We start from the raw sequence: 17,695 nt of genomic DNA on the forward strand, positions 1-17,695 counted from the left end.
ACGTGTGCGACTCATCCACACCGGCCAGGTCATCCTCGACCTCGTCATGCGCGTCCCGGCCCTCCCCACCTCCGGGCACGACGTACTGGCCACCACCACCGACCTCCTCCCGGGAGGCGGCCTCAACGTGATGGCGGCAGCCGCCCGTTCAGGCGCGGACGTCCTCTATGCAGGCACCCACGGCACAGGCCCCTTCGGCGACCGCGTCCGAGCAGCCCTCCACGCAGAAGGCATCGCCATAGCGCATCCCCCTGGCGACGAGTCAGCCACAGGCACGTGCGTGGCCCTCATCGAAGAGAACGGCGAACGCACCTTCATCACCGGCACCGGCGCAGAGGGCCGACTCTCCCTGGACGACCTCAACACCATCCAGGTCACCGAAGCCGACCTCATCTACGTCACGGGCTACACCCTCCTGAACCCCGCCAACGAAACAACCCTGCAAACCTGGCTGGCCACTCTCCCAGGGAAGGTCCTCCTGGACCCAGGCCCGCTGGCCGCCGACCTCCCCTTGGACGACTTCCTCAAGCACGTGGACATCCTCAGCTGCAACATCTCCGAAGCCCAAGCCCTCACCAACCAACCCACCCTCGGCACCGCAGCAACCGCCCTCCTCGAACGCCTTCCAGCCCACGCCACCGTCATCGTCCGAACCGGCCCCTCAGGCTGCACCATCGCCCACGAAGACCAAATCACCCACATCACCGGGCACCCCGTCACCCCGATCGACACCAACGGCGCCGGAGACACCCACTGCGGAGTCCTGGCCGCCGAACTCCTCCGCGGCATCGACCTCGAAACAGCCGCCCGCCGAGCCAACGCCGCGGCCGCCCTCTCCGTCCTCCACCGGGGCCCCACCACGGCCCCCACCCGCCAGGAGATCACCGCCTTCCTGGCCTCCACCTCCTAACCTGGCGGCATGCAGGAGATCGGCGAACTGGCCGCGCGACTCCGGGAGTTCGCGGCCGAACGTGACTGGGAACAGTTCCACACCCCCAAGAACCTCGCGATGGCCCTGGCCGGCGAGGTCGGCGAACTCGTAGCCGAGTTCCAGTGGCTCACCCCCGACGAGTCCCGCCAGGTCACCGGTGACCCCGAGGCCGACGCCCGCATCCGCGCGGAGTTGGGCGACGTCTTCATCTACCTCACCCGGCTCGCCGATCTCCTCGGCGTCGACCTCCTGGAGGCCGCCGCCGACACGCTCGAACACAGCGCCCTCCGCTACACCCCCGAGTCCTACCGAGGCTCGGCCCGCAAAGCCCCACCCCTGAAGCGTCCCGAGAATCGGTAACCGCCTTCACGACCTTTCATGGGAAATAGCGGGCATCTCGCCCCATTGACCAGCAAAGATGCCTCGCCTTTTCCACTCCCGGTCACCAAGGGATCACTGCGCCCTCCATCGCATTTTCGGTCACCCGCAATACGCGCAAGCAGGTCTCCGTAAACGGGTCCTCCAGCCACTCCCGCGGCATGTCCGCACGCCGTCAACTGGGCCTTGAGAAAGCGACACCACAGCGCCCCGCTTTCATCCCTGCCCTTTACCATGACGACTCTTGTCGACCGCCAACGCCGATGGGAAAATTAGCAACATCGCCGATGACGGAAGCGAGTGGCCTCATGCCGAGACCATGGGAAGCCGATCACGACGCACAGTTCCATCGCAGGCTGGGCAGGACGGCCGCGGAACTCGGGGACAGCCGCACCACCCAGGACTGTCCCGAGATCTGGCAGCTCGACAACGGCGATATCGCCGTGATCGGCCGGGACGCCACCACCGCCTACGCGGACCGCCTTCCACCCGGCGTGCGCATCGGCTCCGACGAACGACTCGTGATCATCTCCGGCCGCATGCTTTCCGCCGCGAAACCGGACATCCCCGATGCTTGAGCGGATCCGGCAGGTCCCCGGCGAGGTCCTCGACCACGCCGCGTACCACAAGGACTACGCCCGCCAGGTCGAGGACCTCCAAGGCGTGATCTGGAAGCTCGAACGCGCCCAGACCTTCCGCGAACCCGGCGACACCAGCTGGGAGGCGTTCATGTCCGGCGACTGGGACCGGGCCCTGCGCCTGCTGGAGGCCGACCGCGACGCGGTGCGAGCGGAGGCGCGGGACAACGCCAAGCAAGGGCTACGCATCCAGCGCGTCCGGGTCGTCGAGCAACCCGTGACCCCCTATCTCCAATGGGAGCTGAACGCGCTGCGGATGCTCGCCGAGGAAGGATTCGGCCTCCGCGTCCTCCAAGCGTCGTGCGTGAGAACGCTGGAATCACGCAGCCGACTTCCCGAGATCGTGGTTCTGGGCCGCCGCGTCCTGTACGAGGTCCGCTACCGCGACGACTGGACGCCCTGCGGCGCGCGCCGCATCGAGGCACCGGACGTGATCCAGGCCGCGGCGACGGAGATAGCCCGGCTGTACGAGTCGGGCGAGTCGCTGCTCACATTCTTCGAACGTGAGATCGCTCCGCTCCCGAGCCCGGCGGCCTGATCTATCGTTCTTAGATGCCCTTCAATCCCCGAAACCGCGGCGCCTTCAGAACGCTCACGCTGATACTCGCCATACTTGTGGCGATAGGTCTGATTGGCTCCTCGCCGTGGGCTTTGCGTGGTTTCGGGGGTTCCACATCCCGATGGGAGCGTCTGAGCTTCATCGGGCAGACTTCTGGCGCCGCGTCCGCTCTCCTGGCCGCTCTCGCGCTCCTCGGCATCGCGGCCACACTCATCCTCCAGGCACGTGAAACGCGGATCGCCCGCGAAGAGGCGCGCCGTTCCGCGATCGCTGACCTGCTCAAAATGGCCATGGACGATCCCGACCTGGACGAGGCATGGGGCCCGGTTCCCGAAGACGAGGACCGCAAGGCCCGCCGCCAGCTCATGTACATCAACATGATCCTGTCCGAGTGGCAGATGTCGTTCGAGACCAAGGCCCTGGGCGAGGCCCGACTGCGAGCGATCTCCCGGGAGATGTTCAGCGGCCGACCCGGCCGCGCCTTCTGGGAGGCCGCCCGCGAGGTCCGCATCCGCACCTCCGACACGAAACGCGCCCTCCGCTTCCACCAGATCCTCGACGAGGAATACACCCAAGCCCCCGCCCCTTCCCCAGAACCCGCCCCGAACCCGAATCACAACCCGAACCCCACCGCCGCTGGCAGAGACCCCTCCTCGCCGCCGGAACCGCCGCCGCCGTCCTGGCCGCCATCCCCCTGGCCCGCCGCGCCCTCCGCCGTTAAACGCCGAGGGACGACTTACCCCGGCTGCTCCCGGAGGGCAACGATGGACGGCCCTTAACGACCAGATCACGCCATGCTGAAAGCAGCACACATGTCCCTAACTCCTGTCAACATCGGGGTGAGTCGGCACTGTGCCAGGGCGGCGCACAAGGACGGGGGATGGCGTGAAGGCCGGAGAGACGACACTTCGCGAGCTGATCCAGGGCGAGAAGCAGTTCGTGATCCCGCTCTATCAGCGCACGTACGCCTGGGGGCCTTCTCAGCTCGGCACGCTGTGGTCGGACATCCTCGATCAGTCTGATGCGCTCGCCCGGGGCCAGGCGACCACGCACTTCCTCGGTTCGGTCGTGCTGGCTCCGAGTCCGCACCTGGACGCCCTGACCTCGCAGTGGATCGTCGTGGACGGGCAGCAGCGCCTGACCACGCTCCTGCTGGCGCTCTGCGCACTGCGCGACCATCTCGCCGCCGAGGATCCCTCGTGCGTCGAACGCATCAACGAGCAGCATTTGATCAACAAGTTCAGGCAGGGGGATCTGCGCTACCGGCTGCTGCCCACCCAGGCGGATCGGGCCGCGCTGATGGCGTGCATCGACGGCCAGCTCGACGAAAGGGTCAGCGGCAACATCGGGGCCGCTTACGAGTTCTTCCGCGCCGCGCTCGTCGATGCCGACGATCCGGCCGACCCGCACGACATCGAACGCATCGAGAAAGTGATCCTGAGCCGGCTCAGTCTCGTGCACATCGTGGTCGAGAAGGACGACAACGCCTTCCGCATCTTCGAGTCGCTCAACAACACCGGAACGCGTCTCAGTCCTGTCGATCTCATCCGCAACTACGTCTTCATGTGCCTTCCCACCCGCGGTGAACACGTCTACCGGTTGTACTGGTTGCCGCTGCAGGAGCGTCTCCGCAAGGAGCACGGCACGCAGGCGCTCGAGCTGCTGATGTACCTCGTCCTGGTCCTCAAGCGCGGCGAGGACGCCAAGTACTCCGACGTCTACCGCGGCCACCAGGAGCTGCTGGACGAGACCGCCGGACACGAGGCAAAGGTCGAACGGTATGCGGCTGAACTCGCCCGCCGTGCCGAGCATCTGAAACTGATCCTGTCTCCGGAGCAGGAGGAGGACGTCCGGATCAGGGCCAGGTTGACGTTCCTCAACGAATGGCAGGCTCAGACCACCTATCCGCCGATCATGCGGATGCTGGAGTTGCGCGAGGAGGGGCACGCCCACGACGACGAGGTCGCCGATGCGCTCGCCTATATCGAGAGCTTCCTGGTACGGCGGTTGATCGGCGGTGTTCCCACCCGCAACCTCAACCGGATCTTCCAGCGCCTGACCGTCCAGTTGTCGGCCGACGAGCCGCTCGCCGAGACGGTCCGGTCGGCGCTGTCGCCGGCACGCCTGTACTGGTTGAGCGACGATGAGCTGCGGACGGCGATCCGTACGCGCCAGTTCTACTGGCAGGGACGGGCAGGGCAGAAGAAGCTCGTGCTCCGGCGTCTCGAGGAGACCTTCGAGGGCGGCGAGCCGGTCCTGCTGGAGGACAAGAAGATCACCATCGAGCACGTGCTCCCCCAGCACCTCACCGACGAGTGGCGCGCGGAGCTCTCGGAGAACGGCGACGAGGCGGCCATGGTGCACCGCGAACTGGTGCACACGCTCGGCAATCTCACCCTGACCGCGTACAACTCCGAACTCGGGGACATGCCCTACAAGCGGAAGCGGGAGCGCCTGCGGCAAACAGGGATCGCGATGACCCAGGCGATCGTTGGCCGGCCACGGTGGAACAAGGCCGAGATCCTCGGCCGGGCCGATGACCTCGCCTCACGGGCGATCAATATCTGGCCCAGCCCCGCCGAACGGGAGGACGGTGACGCGCCCGGCCGCGACTGGACGCTGTTGCACAAGGCGCTCGCCAACCTGCCCACGGGTTCGTGGACGACGTACGCCGAGCTCGCGGAGCTGATCGGTTCCGCACCGTTGCCCGTCGGGGTGCATCTGGCCGGTAGGCGGGTGTTGAACGCGCATCGTGTCATCACCACGGAGGGACGGCCGTCGAAGAACTTCCGCTGGGTGGACGAGAACGACGACCGTGACATCAACGAGGTCCTGCGCCAGGAGGGAATCCACTTCGACGAGTCGGGACGCGCCGATCCCAACCAGCGCGTCACGGCGACGGAACTGGCCCAATTGCTCGGGCTCCCCGGTGCGGAGGACATGCGGACCGCCGATGCCGAGGACGTCGATCCGTCCGAGCTCGCCGAGCATGAGCTCAGGTTCCATCGTCAGATCGGTGAACGTCAGGGTCCCGACGTGGCCCGGGCGGTCTCCGGGCTGCTCGACCATTGGCGGCGGCTGGGTGAAGGCCCGAGTTTCGGCAGGGCCGCCACAGCCCGTTGCAGACTCCTGATGCGGCATGGCGGTCAGGACTATTGGATGCTGGCCATCTATCCGGCCTACGTCGAGATCCCCTTCGAGCCCCTCGCACGACGGGTGCCGTTCGATGACGGCGAGGCACGCGACGAGCTTCGCCGGCGCCTGAACACGGCGCCGGGGGTCGAACTCCCGGCTGCGAAGCTCTCCCTCTATCCCAACTTCCCGATCTCCCTGCTCACCGACGACTCCGTCTGGGACGTGGTGGTCGCGACCCTGGACTGGTTCGTCGACCAGGTCCGAGAATCGGACTGACCTCCCTCCCGGGGTCTATCTCGCTCATACGCCGTCCCCAGAAGGGATCCGCACGTGGCGCAGCTGGCCATCGCCAAGGAGTTCCTCACCGAGTACGCCAAGCTGGAGAAGCCGGTCCAGAAGGCGGTTCAGCAGGCGATCGGCCGGTTCCAGAGCCACACGCACGCGGGTCTTCACCTGGAGCGGGTGCGCAACGCGCGTGACCCGCGCATCAGGACGATCCGGATCGACAAGTTCTGGCGTGGGGTCGTGCTCGCGCCCGAATCGGGTGATTCGTACTGCCTGCTGCGTGTCCTACCGCATGACGAGGCGTACGCCTACTGCGCCAGCCGGAGGTTCACGGTCAACCAGCGGCTCGGTGTGCTGGAAAGCCGCGACGAGCTGCAGTTGGAGACGGTGACTCCGGCTCTGGAGAAGGCCGCGGCCAGTAGCGGAGTGGGCGAGCGTCTCTTCGACCAGATCAAGGACGCGGATCTTAAGCGGCTCGGTGTGGATGAGGATGTCCTTCCCGTGATCCGCCTTCTCACCCGTGAGGAGCATCTGGAGGCTTTGCAGCGGCTGCTTCCCGCGGTCCAGTACGACGCGCTGGTGGCGCTGGCATCGGGCATGACCGTCGAGGAGGCGTGGGCGGAGGTCAGCAAGAACCTGGTGGAGGCGACCGCGCCGCAGCGGGTGGACCCGGACGACCTCACGACGGCGATGGCGCGCACGCCCGAGCAGGTGGTGTTCGTCGAAGGGCCGGACGAGCTCACGCGCATCCTGGCGCACCCGTTCGACGTGTGGCGGGTCTTCCTGCACCCGCAGCAGCGCAAGATCGCCTACCGGGAGACCTACCGCGGCCCCGTCATGATCACGGGCGGTGCCGGGACCGGGAAGACGGTGACGGCCGTGCATCGAGCGGCGTTCCTGGCCGATCGCCTGCCCGGTGAGGACGGCGGGGAGGATGACACCCCGATCCTGCTGACGACCTACACCCGCCATCTCGCCGACGCGCTGCGCGACCAGGTGGCGCTGCTCGTGGACGATCTCGCGACGAGCGGACGGATCAAGATCGCGACCACCGACAGCATCTGTTTCGGCGTCATCAAGGAGGCCCAGGGCGGGCGATCCCCCAAGCCGCTGCTGGACGGTGAGATGCGTGAGCGCTGGGAGAACGAGGCCAAGGCGCTCGCTTTCGACCACACCGGGGCGTTCCTGCTCAGCGAATGGGAGCAGGTGATCCTAGCGCAGCGCATCACCACCGAGCAGGAGTACGTGAAGTGCGATCGCCGAGGCCGGGGCAGGCCGCTCGCGACGGCGAGGAAGCCCGAGGTATGGCGGGCGATCCAGACGCTGACGGACCGGATGCGTCAGGACGGCGTGTGGTCGTTCCTCCAGATGGCCGACGAGGCCGCACGGATATTGGACTCGACCGGGCAGCGCCTGTTCCGGCACATCATCGTCGACGAGGGCCAGGACCTGCACCCCGCTCAGTGGCGGTTGCTTCGGGCCGCGGTCGCCGAAGGGCCGGATGATCTGTTCATCGCGGGCGACCCGCATCAGCGGATCTACGAGAACCGGGTCTCCCTGAAGCAGCTCGGCATCGAGGTGCGGGGCCGCAGCCGCCGGCTGACGGTGAGCTACCGGACGACCCACGAGATCCTGTCCTGGGCGGTCCAGATCCTTCACGACGACCTGCCCGTGACCGGTATGGACGACATCGACGACGCGCTCGCCGGCTACGGGTCGCCGATGCACGGCCGCCGTCCCGTCGTCCGGCGGTTCCCGGACCGCGAAGCGGAACTGGACGCCCTGGTGGAGCAGGTCCGCGACTGGGCGGCGAGCGGTGTCGAGCGACGGGCGATCGGGGTCGCCTCACGCAGGCGCGATCTGGCCGAGCAGGTCAAGCGCAAGCTCAAGGCGGCGGGCCTTCCCGCCTACGCGCCCAGCGCCAAGAGCGATGGGGTGAAGGTCGGCACCATGCACGCCATGAAGGGGCTGGAGTTCCAGTGCGTAGCCGCCGTCGGCGCCGACGAGGGCCTGATCCCCTTGGACTCCGTCGTCCCTCCAGAGATGGACGATCTGACCGCGCACCAGCACGCCCTCCAGCGCGAACGATGCCTGCTGTTCGTCGCCTGCACTCGGGCCCGCGACGCCCTCTACGTATCTCATACGGGACGTCCCAGCCCCTTCCTCCCCATTCCGCGCTGAGCCGTCGACAAGAGGAGCCCTTCATGCGTCCCCTCCGGGTGTCGGTGCGCAATGTCCGTGGCGCTCGCGCGACCGAGCTGCATCTGCGGCCGTTCAGCGCCCTGATCGGCCCGAACAACGCGGGCAAGTCGACGCTGCTCGATGCCGTGCGCCTCTTCTACGGGTCTCTCACTTGGGATCCGGCGCGGGACAGGCCCTGGGATCTGACGTCCGAGGAGGCTCACGATCCGTCCTGGGTCGAGATCAGCTATGTGCTGAACGAGCTCGATCTCAAGGAGCTGGATCTGGAGCCCGGTGAGCTGGCCGACGACGAGATCCGCCCGCTGGACGGTGACGTGCTGACCGTGCGCCGCTATCTGACCGGTGACGGCGACCGGCGGCAGGGCGACTACTACTTCATTCCGGCCAACGAAGATGAGGCGGTGGTGGCGACGGGGTGGCGCGAGCCGCCGTCCCGGCTCGGGCATTGCGTCTACGTGCCCGCGGTGACCAGCGTCGAGGACCAGACGGCGATGAGCGCTCCCTCCCCGCTCCGCGACGTGATGCTGCTCGCGTTCACCGACCCTCGCGTCGACGGTTTCCTGGGCACGATCAACCACGGTCTCCAGGGTCTGCGGCAGGCCATGGAATCGGGCCCGGTGCGCCGCCTGGAGGAGCGCCTCGGTGACGCACTCCGCCCCTGGGGCCTGTCGGCGCGGGTGCGGGTGGGCGAGCTGACCGACGAGTTCATCCTCGGCAACCTGATCGATCTTTCCCTGTCGAAAGGGGGCAGCCTGCATTCGATGGAGGCCGAGGGTTCGGGCGTCCAGCGCGCGCTGATCGCGGGGCTCATCCAGGCCGCCGCCCAGCTCCGTGCGGACGGGGAGCCGGAGGAGTTTCGGTGGATCCTGTTCGAGGAGCCGGAGGCGTTCCTGCATCCCGCGCAGATCGTCCGGCTGGCGCACGACTTGCGGCGCATCGCCGGGACCGGCAACACGGCGGTCACCATCACCACGCACGATCCGAAGATGCTCTCGGCGTCGCGCACTCCGCCCGAGGCGCTCGCCCGTGTGCACAGGCCGGGTGCCGCCGTCCGCGTCACCTCGCCTTCCCCTCTCCAGGTCACTGCGACGCTTGAAGATGTTCGCACGCGTTCGCTCTACACGCGCGCGGCCCACGCGTGCTTCAGAGATCCTGCGCAGGCGCCGCCGGGGGACGAGGAGAACCGCGTCCTGTACGACCTGGACCCGCGCCGCGCGGCGGCCTTCTTCGCCGACCGCGTGATCGTGGTCGAGGGTTTCAGCGACGTGGCGGTCTTCGAGTGGCTGGACGCCCGCGGGCTTCTGGAATCTCTCGGACCCAACCTCGGTGTCCTGGACGCCGGCGGCAAGTACGAGCTGCACCGCGCCGTCTCGACGCTGTCGATGTTCCAGATCCCGCACGTGGTGCTCTGGGACGAGGACGCGCCGATGAAGGACCCGGGGACGTCGGCCGAGCGCAGGGCTATCTGCCGTGACCGGGCGTCCCTGGAGGCACTGCGAGCCGCGGCAACCGTTCCCGGGGCGACACTCGGGGCGGTCAGGCTGCACGGCACGATCGAGCGCTGGCTCGGTCTCCCGGAGGAGCAGGTCCCCGCATGGAAAGCGCTGAACCTCGGTACCGCGCTCGACGAGACCTATGGCGATTCCGCTTCCGTCGTGCGGCCCCGGGTGGAAGTGCTCCTGGAGGTGATCCACACGTTGTTCGACGGCGGGGACGTCACCCGGTTGGCGGCCCGTCCCGCGTTCGCGGGTTGCCTGATCAGTCAGGACCCTGCGCACCCGGCCACGACCGTCGACTTCCAGGCGGAGATCGCCGCACTTCCGCTGCCCGCCTGCCGTTGCGCGGCGGCTACGCAGTGACGTCCGAGGATCTCTTCGACGGCGCGGTCAGGCCCGCTCTGGCCCGGTAGCCGCCGAGATTGTCCGCGAGCGCTCCGGCCAGTGGACCCAACGCGTCGCCGATCAGCTCCGCGTCGCCCTGCGGCAGGTGAAGCAGTGGACGCCGCAGCCGGACGCTCCACGATTTCGTGTCCGGGAAGGCCTCCAGACGCTCGACCAGCGGGCGCAGTTCCACTCCGCTGCCCCAAGGGGCAAGAGCCTCGACCTCCAGGTCGCATCCGCGCGGGAACTCGCGTTCACCGAACTTCACCGGCTGCTCCAGCGCGGCCACCTCCGACCGCACCACGGCCCGGCCGATCACCCGCCCTCTGTCTCTGGTCGGGTTGCCGAACGCGCCGCGCGTGGCGTAGATCAGCAGTTCGTCGCCCACGGTGAGGCGTTCGATCTCGGCCCGCGCCGTCCGGGGGAAGGCCATGCGCTGTTCCCCCAGGACCCAGGCGATGGCCTCGCGGTCTCCCAGGATCAGAAGGTAGGACTCGGTCACGGACTCACAGTAGTGCCGGTGGCCTGGCGACCGGCGATCTCCTGAGCCAGATCCCGGACCTGGGCGAGAAGCCGTTCGGACGGAAGCGACAGATCCAGGGCGGTCTCCACGATCCGCACGCCTCCAGTGCCCGCGATGTCGTGGACGTACGGGCTCGGGAAGCCCGCCGCATAGACCAGATGCCCGGTTCGCAGGCCCATCACGGTGCAGTAGGCGAGCATCTGGTAGAGGTCGGCCGGATGTCCCCCTGGGCTGTCCTCGTGCTTGTATTTGGCGTCCACGACCGCGCCCGGGTTGCCGTCCGGGGACACATAGACCAGGTCGGGTCTGAGGCCCACCTGACGCGCACGGTCGAGATGGTGCCTGCCGTCCTGGAACCGGACCCCGCCTCCGTACGCGCGCAGTTCCTCGGCCAGCGCCACGGTCAGGAAATCCTCGAATACCCGCCACATCTCCAGCATCAGCCCGTCGACGCGCACGGCGGTGCCGTCGTCCAGTTCGTAGGAGGCGCCGCGCAGCACAAGGTCGGCCAGTCCCAAGGCCGTGTGGTAGCGGGCGTTCAAGCGGTTAGGCGTCCAGTGCGGTGATGGCAGGCCCGGCACGAGACGGGTCACGCCGTCCAGCCGCACGAGCAGGTGCCGCAGCAGCCGACGGATGTCGGCGGAGACGCCGGGCATCCGCAGCAAGCGGTGGGCGGCGCCGAGCAGCAGCCGGTTCTCGGCGATGTCCACCGTGTAGTCGTCGTAGCGCACTTCGATCGGCACGGGGAATCCGTACCGCCGCCGCATCTGGTCGGGCACGCGGATCCGGCCGCGCACGACGTGCGACGCCTCCTCCGTTTCGCGGTAGCCGAGCAGGACGCCCTGGCGGAGGGCGCGGTCGGCCGCGCGCGCGAAGGCGTACGCGAGCGCCGGGAGGAGTTCGTCGTGCTCCCCGGCGTCCACCTCCTCCTGCCGCCACCCCTGGGGTTTGCGGGCGTAGCCGAGGAGGAAGAAGAGCCGATCTATGGCGATCTTCGGCTCGACGCGAAGCTGGATGCGCTGCCTGGCGGGCCCGACGGCCGCGGCGCCGACCCGCCGGTTGTCCCGCAGCCGCCAGAGGCCGGGCCGAGGACCGGGCGCGACGAGCACGAGTTCGGAGGCGGAGAGGGCGGTGGCCTGCGCCGCGGTGAGCTCCGCGCCCTGCCACCCGCCGCTCTCACGCAGCCGGACGGTGATCATGACAGGGCGCTGCGCAGCGCGTCGAGGCCGTACTGCCCCTGGACGTCGGTTCCGTCGCCGTAGTGGTGCTCCTCCAGGAGCGGGATGATCTGCTTCTGCCAGATCCGCTCCAGTCCCTGCTCGGTGGCGACGCTGTCCCGCATCAGGTAGGACGGGCCGATCCTGAAGTCGCGGTCCTGGATGCGCCTGTTGAGCTCGGTCAGCAGGCGCGCGGGCTCGTCGGAGTACCCCTTCTCCTTCAGCCATTCGGGGAGCACGTCCCGGGTCGGGGGGACGTCGGGGTGCAGTTCGGTGAACCAGAAGCGCCGCCGCATGGCCGCGTCGACGAGGGCGATGGACCGGTCGGCGGTGTTCATCGTGCCGATGAGGAGGACGTTGCCGGGGAGCGTGAACCCCTGCCCCTCGTCGGATCCGTAGAGGAGGTGGACCGACTCGCGCCGGTACTCCAGGAGGAAGTAGAGCTCTCCGAAGATCTTGGCCAGGTTGCCTCGGTTGATCTCGTCGATGATCAGGACGTAGGGGTCGCCGGGGTGCTCCCGTGCCGCGCTCACGAGCCGGCGGAAGGGGCCGTGGACCACGTCGAACACGACCGAACCGTCCTTGCCCTTCTGCGGCCGGTATCCCTCGAAGAAGTCCTCGTAGGAGTAGGCGGGGTGGAACTGCACGAGCTGGACGTTCTCCGGCTTGCCGCCCACCAGGTGCCGGGCGAGTTCGCGGGCGAGGAAGGTCTTCCCCGTCCCCGGCGGCCCGTAGAAGATCATCTGAGGCCGCTCGCGGAGCAACTCGACGCACTCCTGAAGCCAGCCGTGCCCGACGAGGAGTTTCCGGGCCAGCTGCTCGGGGGCGTCGGGGAGCTTCATCTCCGGCTGAACGGTGGTCCCGGGCCCGATCAGGTTCTCCAGCGCCGCGAGGAACCTGCTCAGCTCGATGACATCGGCATCGGGGTTGGCGACCTGAGCGGCCAGTTCGTCGGGGAGGTCCTCGGCGAAGTCGAACGGGTTCCCGGGATCGTGCCACTGCACGGGACGCTGGAGGTTGGCCCGGCCGTCGACGCTGCTGCGGAACGAGGCCGGTCCTTGGACGATACCGATGTAGACCTGGCTGCCGTCGTTGGTCAGGATCAGGTCGCCCTCGGCCATCCGGGTGAGGAACATGTGGTACTCGACGGCCAGCCTCGCCCGGTCCTGATTAGAGCGCCCGGAGTAGTCCTCGTTCACCGCCGCCTTGACGACTTCGAGCGGGGCGCCGGTGGTGATGTCCCTGAGCCGCGAGGCCGCCAGGGAGCACACGTTGTCCCGCAGCCACAACGTCCTGATCAGGTTCTCTCCGTGGAGCTCGGCGCCCCGGACGTCCGAGCCCCGTACCAGCCAGGCCCGCCGGGCGACCTCTTCCCCCTCGTCGACCGGCACCACGTCCTGGATGGGCACCTTGCGGAGCGGATCGGCCCGGCCCTGGGCTACGTCGACTCCGTCAGCGGCCAGGAGGCCCAGCCACTTCTCCCGGTCGGTCTCGTCGAGATGCGCGTCGGCGGGCAGATGCCCGCCTTCGTCGAGGAGCCGCCACCATCCCTCGGGCCGAGCGCCCTGGAACCAGTGCACGAGCCTCGTGACGTCGAGTCCTGTTTCGTCGGCGACTTCGCCCGCCGAGATCCAGTGGCTCTCCTCCACCGCCTCGACGAGTTCCTGAGCCCGCTGGAAGGCGTCGCGGTTGCGCTCCCAGTCGTAGTAGCGATCATTCGCCTGCCGGAAGAACCGGTCGGGTTCGGTGTACTGGCGCAGCGCCCACCTGCCCACCGGGGTCAGATACCACCGGCCGCCGGTCTTGTTCACCCACCCCGCCTTGACCAGGCTGACGCTGTTCCAGCGGAAATTGGTCGCCGGATTCGCCTTCGCGCCTGTGGCGACGTACTCCTCCTCGATCGCCGGATGCCGCTCGACGATCATCTGCCAGAGGATCTGTGCCCGGAGGCCCTCCGGATGGTCGGCCAGGATCGTCGCTCCGCTGCGCATCATCAGCGCCTCGAGCGCCAATTTCGTGCTCATACCCGCATCCCCGTGTGACCGTGCGCCGTTGTGTTGATCACGCCTGCGTCGACTATATGCCTTCATATAGCTACCCGCTGGGACAATATGGGCCGCACCTTTACCCGACATTGTGGCCAATTTCGGTCGGATCCGGCGCGGGCAGATCGCGCATGGCGGCACACGGACTCGGGAAACCGTGAACGCCCTTGACGAAGTCGAACGATCTTCGGGCGCCGCACGGCGCGCTCTCCTGCGTCACCGACCTGCCATGACCGACCGCCGGGGCGGCATCATGACACCGGCTCCACTCATCCGACCCACGCCCACCGCCGGGACCACGGCGCGCGTCTCGGACGCCTGCACGGTGCCACCCAGCAGAGCACGACCGGCTCCGCCGCAACCGACCGGGCAGCCGCCCCTCGTCAAGGCCGGGCCGTCGCGCGTTCGGCGGTGGCCCCGGTCAGGCGGCCGGCTGACTGCTCGACGTCCGAACTACGCCACGGCACAGGAGATCAGGTGCAGGCCGACCGGATCACGGCCGCCACACGAGTCCATGTGCATGCCTGTGAACAGCGCGCTTCTGGAGCTGCGACGGAATCGCGGAATGGACTGCGGCGTCTACGGCCCCCTCCGATCAATGACTGATCCGCCGCCCGCACCTGATCACTAGCCTCAAGGGAATCGCACACCGTGGGGAGCGCCGTGTACACCGATGATGATCTCGAGCAAGTCTTACGCGACCTCGCCAGCGACGTTCCCCGGGAACGGGTGCTGACGCTCCAGGTGCTCGTTTACGAGCCGACGGGCACCGAGCGCCTGTTGCCACGGCTCCGTGAACTGCTGGACGACCGGACCCCGGCCCTCCTCGGGCTCCCCTACCTCTACGGTGAGGTTCGCTGGATCGCGGCTCACACACTCGCCAAGGAGTACCGGGCCTGCGGCATCGGCGAGCGCGTGGTGGTAGCGGATATCCCGTACCCGCTCGGAGTCAACGCGCTGGGCGCCCTGGCCGAGGCACATCACATCGTCACGCGGGGCGGGCACGAAGGATGCCTGGCCGCGTTCGCCGAACTCCGCGCACGCGGCCTACTGGAGGTGACAACGCTCTCGCTGTAGGCGAGGGCGGTCGAGCAAAGCGGCGCCCCGCCTCCACACCGAGGCTCTTCGAGCATCGCCGGAGACGGCGGGGCATCACACGAACCGTGGATACATGCGGCGGCCCGGGGATCCCATGCCCGGCCCCATTCGCCAAGCCACCATCAGCGGGCCGCCGCCGGCGTCGCTACAGCTCGCCCCGCAGGTAGGCACGGTAGTAGTCGACCAGCTGCGCACTGGGCATGTCGGGCCAGCGGGTCAGAGCGCCGGTGCGGCGGTCGACGACAAGCAGATAGGCATCGCCGGTGAAGGGGACCGGGCGGGCGATGAAGCAGTCTTCGCGTTCCTCGACAGCCACCGCCGGGGCGGCCGGGCCGAAGCACGACTCGGCCCGGCGCCACGCCTCGGCCCGGTCGATGGTCACCGGACGGATCGTGTAGGCCGTGAACACCTCTGAGATGTGGCGCAACGTGTGGCAGCGGCGCGTGCCGCAGCCCCGACACACCTCCTGGTCATGGGCGTCCTTGCCGGGGCGGTGAACCGCCAGGACCGCCGACAGTGCCGCGCCGCAGGCCAGGACCAGGCGACGCGCCTCCCGGACGAACTCTCGGCTGTAGGGGTCGATGTCCAGCTCGGAGGCGGCCTGGTCGAGAGCGGCGGGGTCGGCGCGCATCGCCGCGGTCATCAGCGAGTGCACGCGCTGGCGAGCCTGGTTGTGGAGGTCGGAGATCGCGCCGGTCACTCCGTCCACTCCCCCGCGAACGTCACGGTGACCTTCCGTCCGCGCTCGTTGCCGTGCCACCCCCAGCTCGCGGCGATGAAGGCGATGGTGAGCAGGCCGCGCCCGCTCTCGTCGAGCTGGTCGGAGTCAGGGATGGCCGGTTCGCCGGGCCCTCCCTGGTCGGCGACCGCGACGACCAGGCCGCCGCAGCCACGAAGGATCTCAACGGTGAACGCGCCGCCCTCCTGGCCGGACTTGCTGTGCCGGAGCGCGTTCCCGACCAGCTCGCCTGTGGCAAGGAGAACGTCGTCGAGATAGGGGCAACTGGCCAGCAGGCAGCGAACGAAGCCGCGCGCCGCGCGGGCCTGCTCGGCACGGCCGGGAAAGGTCCGCCGCCAGTAGAGCGGCACCGCGGCGTCGGCCGCGGGCAGAAGAGCCAAGGACATCGGACACCTCGGGTCAGGGTCGCCTTGCGGAGCACTCGGGGACGCGCTCCGCGACCACCACATCGTCACAAGATGTGGCCACCCGAACACGAAGAATCAGCATGCCAACCGCTCCGACCGCCCAATCAGCACACCCCCACCGCGCACAGCCGACCTTCGCATGTGCAGCCCTGCACACCAGACGTTTGCACACTCGAAGTCGGCACGTGCGAATCCCGCACGTGCGAATTTCCCAAGCACATCTCTGACGTGCAGGGATCTCGCTAGCGTGACCCGATCCGGCCAATCGATTGCCAGTTCGAGTTTGCTAGTGCAAACCTAGGTCGGTACGCAGAGTGACCGAATCATCACAGCTCCCTAGGTGAGGAGAAGGAGCATGCCGAGCCCCTACGTCCGCCGCCGCCGGCTCGCGGCCGAACTCCGCAAGCTTCGCGAGAACCGCGGCCTCACCACCGACGAGCTGGCCAAGCTCGTCTACCAGTCCCGCACCAAGATCACCCGCCTGGAGCTGGGTCAGATCCGTCCCGACCTAGCGGAGGTGATGAAGATCCTCGAAACCCTGGGAGTGGAGGGGCCTCGGTACGACCGGCTGGTCCGCCTCGCTCGCGAGGCGGCCGAGAAGGGCTGGTGGGACCGCTACGGCAATCCGATGGGTCCACGCCAACGCCTGGCGGCCGACCTGGAGTCAAGCGCGGCGAAGATCCGGTGTTACGACCAGACCAACATGCCCGCGATCTTCCAACTACCAGACTTCATCTCATCCATCGTCGAGTTGGACGCCGCACACGGAGAACTCGACTACCGGCCCGACCGCATGGCCGATGCACGGCTCCAGCGGCAGCGCCGCATCTTCCAGAAGGACGGACCTACCTACGAGACAATCCTCGACGAGTGCGTGATTCATCGCCTGGCTGTGCCGACGAAGGTGATGACAGCACAACTCCGGCATCTCGTCGCAGTGGTCTCAGCGGAATCGCGCGTTACCGTCCGGGTCCTGCCAGCAAACGTGACCATCCCCGGCGGCCTGCTCCCAAAATCATCGTTCTTCCTCTACACGTTCACAGACCATGCTGATCCGCCGCTTGTCGTGGTCGACACGGTAACCACTGACCTCGTTCACACCCAACGTCGTGAAGTGGCCCAGTACACCGTGCTGTACAACCGACTCCGCAAGGCCGCCCTCTCCCCGGCCGACAGCCTCACCTTTCTGACAGGGGTAGCCGACCGACAGGCCAAGCAGGCAGGATCAGAGCTATGAACACGCACTACACCAGCTGGCGGAAATCTGGCCACAGCGACCCCAACGGCCACTGCATCGAAGCAGGACACGCCGCCGATGGCACGATCGGCGTCCGCGACACCAAGCTGCACGGCCAGGGGCCCATCTTGCAATTTACACAGGCTGAGTGGGCGGCCTTCCTTCAGAGCATCCGCTCCACTCAACACTGACTCGTCCCCTCTCACGGTCCTGAGGCTAGTTCGCCTGCCTCAGGACCGCTGAGCCGACCGATCAACAGGCCCCAAAGATAAGCATGAACTACCTTGGCTGACACGAGTCGCACCACAGCAACCCAAGGGCAAATGCGTTAAGTGGCCTGCGCGGCCGATGATTCGTTCGGAGTACGCAACGTCCAGCCCCTGCCCTGTCATCGAACCCTCCTCCAGAGTGGAGGGCTCTT

At 67.9% G+C, this 17,695-nt stretch carries 16 protein-coding genes; 11 read left to right on the forward strand and 5 right to left on the reverse strand.

Going from position 1 to position 17,695, the window contains the following annotated elements; translation table 11 throughout:
* Positions 1–4 precede the first annotated feature (4 nt).
* From ACFPZN_RS20245 to ACFPZN_RS20280, 8 genes are all read left to right on the forward strand, one after another.
* The gene (locus ACFPZN_RS20245; RefSeq protein ID WP_378283598.1) at positions 5–910 is read left to right on the forward strand and encodes a PfkB family carbohydrate kinase; all 906 of its coding nucleotides are present in this window, start codon (positions 5–7) and stop codon (positions 908–910) included.
* Positions 911–919: 9 nt separating this feature from the next.
* Positions 920–1,291: a nucleotide pyrophosphohydrolase gene (locus ACFPZN_RS20250; protein WP_378283599.1), complete on the forward strand. Its 372-nt coding sequence runs from the start codon at positions 920–922 to the stop codon at positions 1,289–1,291.
* 326 nt (positions 1,292–1,617) lie between these two features.
* Positions 1,618–1,887: a hypothetical protein gene (locus ACFPZN_RS20255; RefSeq protein WP_378283676.1), complete on the forward strand. Its 270-nt coding sequence runs from the start codon at positions 1,618–1,620 to the stop codon at positions 1,885–1,887.
* Complete coding sequence (locus tag ACFPZN_RS20260) at positions 1,880–2,485, forward strand: DUF6879 family protein (RefSeq protein ID WP_378283600.1); 606 nt, start codon at positions 1,880–1,882, stop codon at positions 2,483–2,485. Before ACFPZN_RS20255 ends, ACFPZN_RS20260 begins: the two co-directional genes overlap by 8 nt.
* 14 nt (positions 2,486–2,499) lie before the next feature.
* The gene (locus ACFPZN_RS20265; protein ID WP_378283601.1) at positions 2,500–3,285 is read left to right on the forward strand and encodes a DUF6082 family protein; all 786 of its coding nucleotides are present in this window, start codon (positions 2,500–2,502) and stop codon (positions 3,283–3,285) included.
* 106 nt (positions 3,286–3,391) lie between these two features.
* Positions 3,392–5,917 carry a DUF262 domain-containing protein gene (locus tag ACFPZN_RS20270; protein WP_378283602.1) on the forward strand — a complete coding sequence of 842 codons (2,526 nt, stop codon included), beginning with the start codon at positions 3,392–3,394 and terminating at the stop codon, positions 5,915–5,917.
* Between the two features lie 54 nt (positions 5,918–5,971).
* A complete protein-coding gene (locus ACFPZN_RS20275) occupies positions 5,972–8,107 on the forward strand; it encodes a UvrD-helicase domain-containing protein (protein ID WP_378283603.1) in 2,136 nt (711 codons plus the stop codon).
* 23 nt (positions 8,108–8,130) lie between these two features.
* A complete protein-coding gene (locus ACFPZN_RS20280; RefSeq protein ID WP_378283604.1) occupies positions 8,131–9,987 on the forward strand; it encodes an ATP-dependent nuclease in 1,857 nt (618 codons plus the stop codon).
* Here the strand turns inward: ACFPZN_RS20280 and ACFPZN_RS20285 are convergent.
* Genes ACFPZN_RS20285 through ACFPZN_RS20295 form a run of 3 tightly spaced genes read right to left on the reverse strand, consistent with a single transcriptional unit; the run spans position 9,977 to position 13,772 of the window.
* A complete protein-coding gene (locus ACFPZN_RS20285) occupies positions 9,977–10,510 on the reverse strand; it encodes a hypothetical protein (protein WP_378283605.1) in 534 nt (177 codons plus the stop codon). The two genes, ACFPZN_RS20280 and ACFPZN_RS20285, sit on opposite strands and share 11 nt — an antisense overlap.
* A complete protein-coding gene (locus ACFPZN_RS20290; protein WP_378283606.1) occupies positions 10,507–11,730 on the reverse strand; it encodes an McrC family protein in 1,224 nt (407 codons plus the stop codon). Before ACFPZN_RS20290 ends, ACFPZN_RS20285 begins: the two co-directional genes overlap by 4 nt.
* Entirely contained in the window at positions 11,727–13,772 is a 2,046-nt protein-coding gene (locus tag ACFPZN_RS20295) for an McrB family protein (RefSeq protein ID WP_378283607.1), read from the reverse strand. Before ACFPZN_RS20295 ends, ACFPZN_RS20290 begins: the two co-directional genes overlap by 4 nt.
* 684 nt (positions 13,773–14,456) lie before the next feature.
* Between ACFPZN_RS20295 and ACFPZN_RS20300 the strand changes: the two genes are divergently transcribed.
* Positions 14,457–14,870: a hypothetical protein gene (locus ACFPZN_RS20300; RefSeq protein WP_378283608.1), complete on the forward strand. Its 414-nt coding sequence runs from the start codon at positions 14,457–14,459 to the stop codon at positions 14,868–14,870.
* Between the two features lie 166 nt (positions 14,871–15,036).
* On the opposite strand, the gene ACFPZN_RS20305 is transcribed toward ACFPZN_RS20300, so the two are convergent.
* Positions 15,037–15,591, reverse strand: a complete 555-nt coding sequence (locus ACFPZN_RS20305; RefSeq protein WP_378283609.1) for a hypothetical protein — start codon at positions 15,589–15,591, stop codon at positions 15,037–15,039.
* Complete coding sequence (locus ACFPZN_RS20310; RefSeq protein ID WP_378283610.1) at positions 15,588–16,016, reverse strand: ATP-binding protein; 429 nt, start codon at positions 16,014–16,016, stop codon at positions 15,588–15,590. The genes ACFPZN_RS20305 and ACFPZN_RS20310 overlap by 4 nt, the downstream gene beginning before the upstream one ends.
* A gap of 376 nt (positions 16,017–16,392) precedes the next feature.
* On the opposite strand from ACFPZN_RS20310, the gene ACFPZN_RS20315 reads away from it, so the two are divergent.
* Both ACFPZN_RS20315 and ACFPZN_RS20320 read left to right on the forward strand, forming a co-directional pair.
* Positions 16,393–17,274 carry a helix-turn-helix domain-containing protein gene (locus tag ACFPZN_RS20315; RefSeq protein ID WP_378283611.1) on the forward strand — a complete coding sequence of 294 codons (882 nt, stop codon included), beginning with the start codon at positions 16,393–16,395 and terminating at the stop codon, positions 17,272–17,274.
* Complete coding sequence (locus ACFPZN_RS20320; protein ID WP_378283612.1) at positions 17,271–17,465, forward strand: DUF397 domain-containing protein; 195 nt, start codon at positions 17,271–17,273, stop codon at positions 17,463–17,465. The genes ACFPZN_RS20315 and ACFPZN_RS20320 overlap by 4 nt, the downstream gene beginning before the upstream one ends.
* The last annotated feature ends 230 nt before the right edge of the window (positions 17,466–17,695 follow it).

Origin of the sequence: Actinomadura rugatobispora (genome assembly GCF_042656285.1) — a bacterium.
In the GTDB taxonomy this organism is placed as follows: domain Bacteria; phylum Actinomycetota; class Actinomycetes; order Streptosporangiales; family Streptosporangiaceae; genus Spirillospora; species Spirillospora rugatobispora.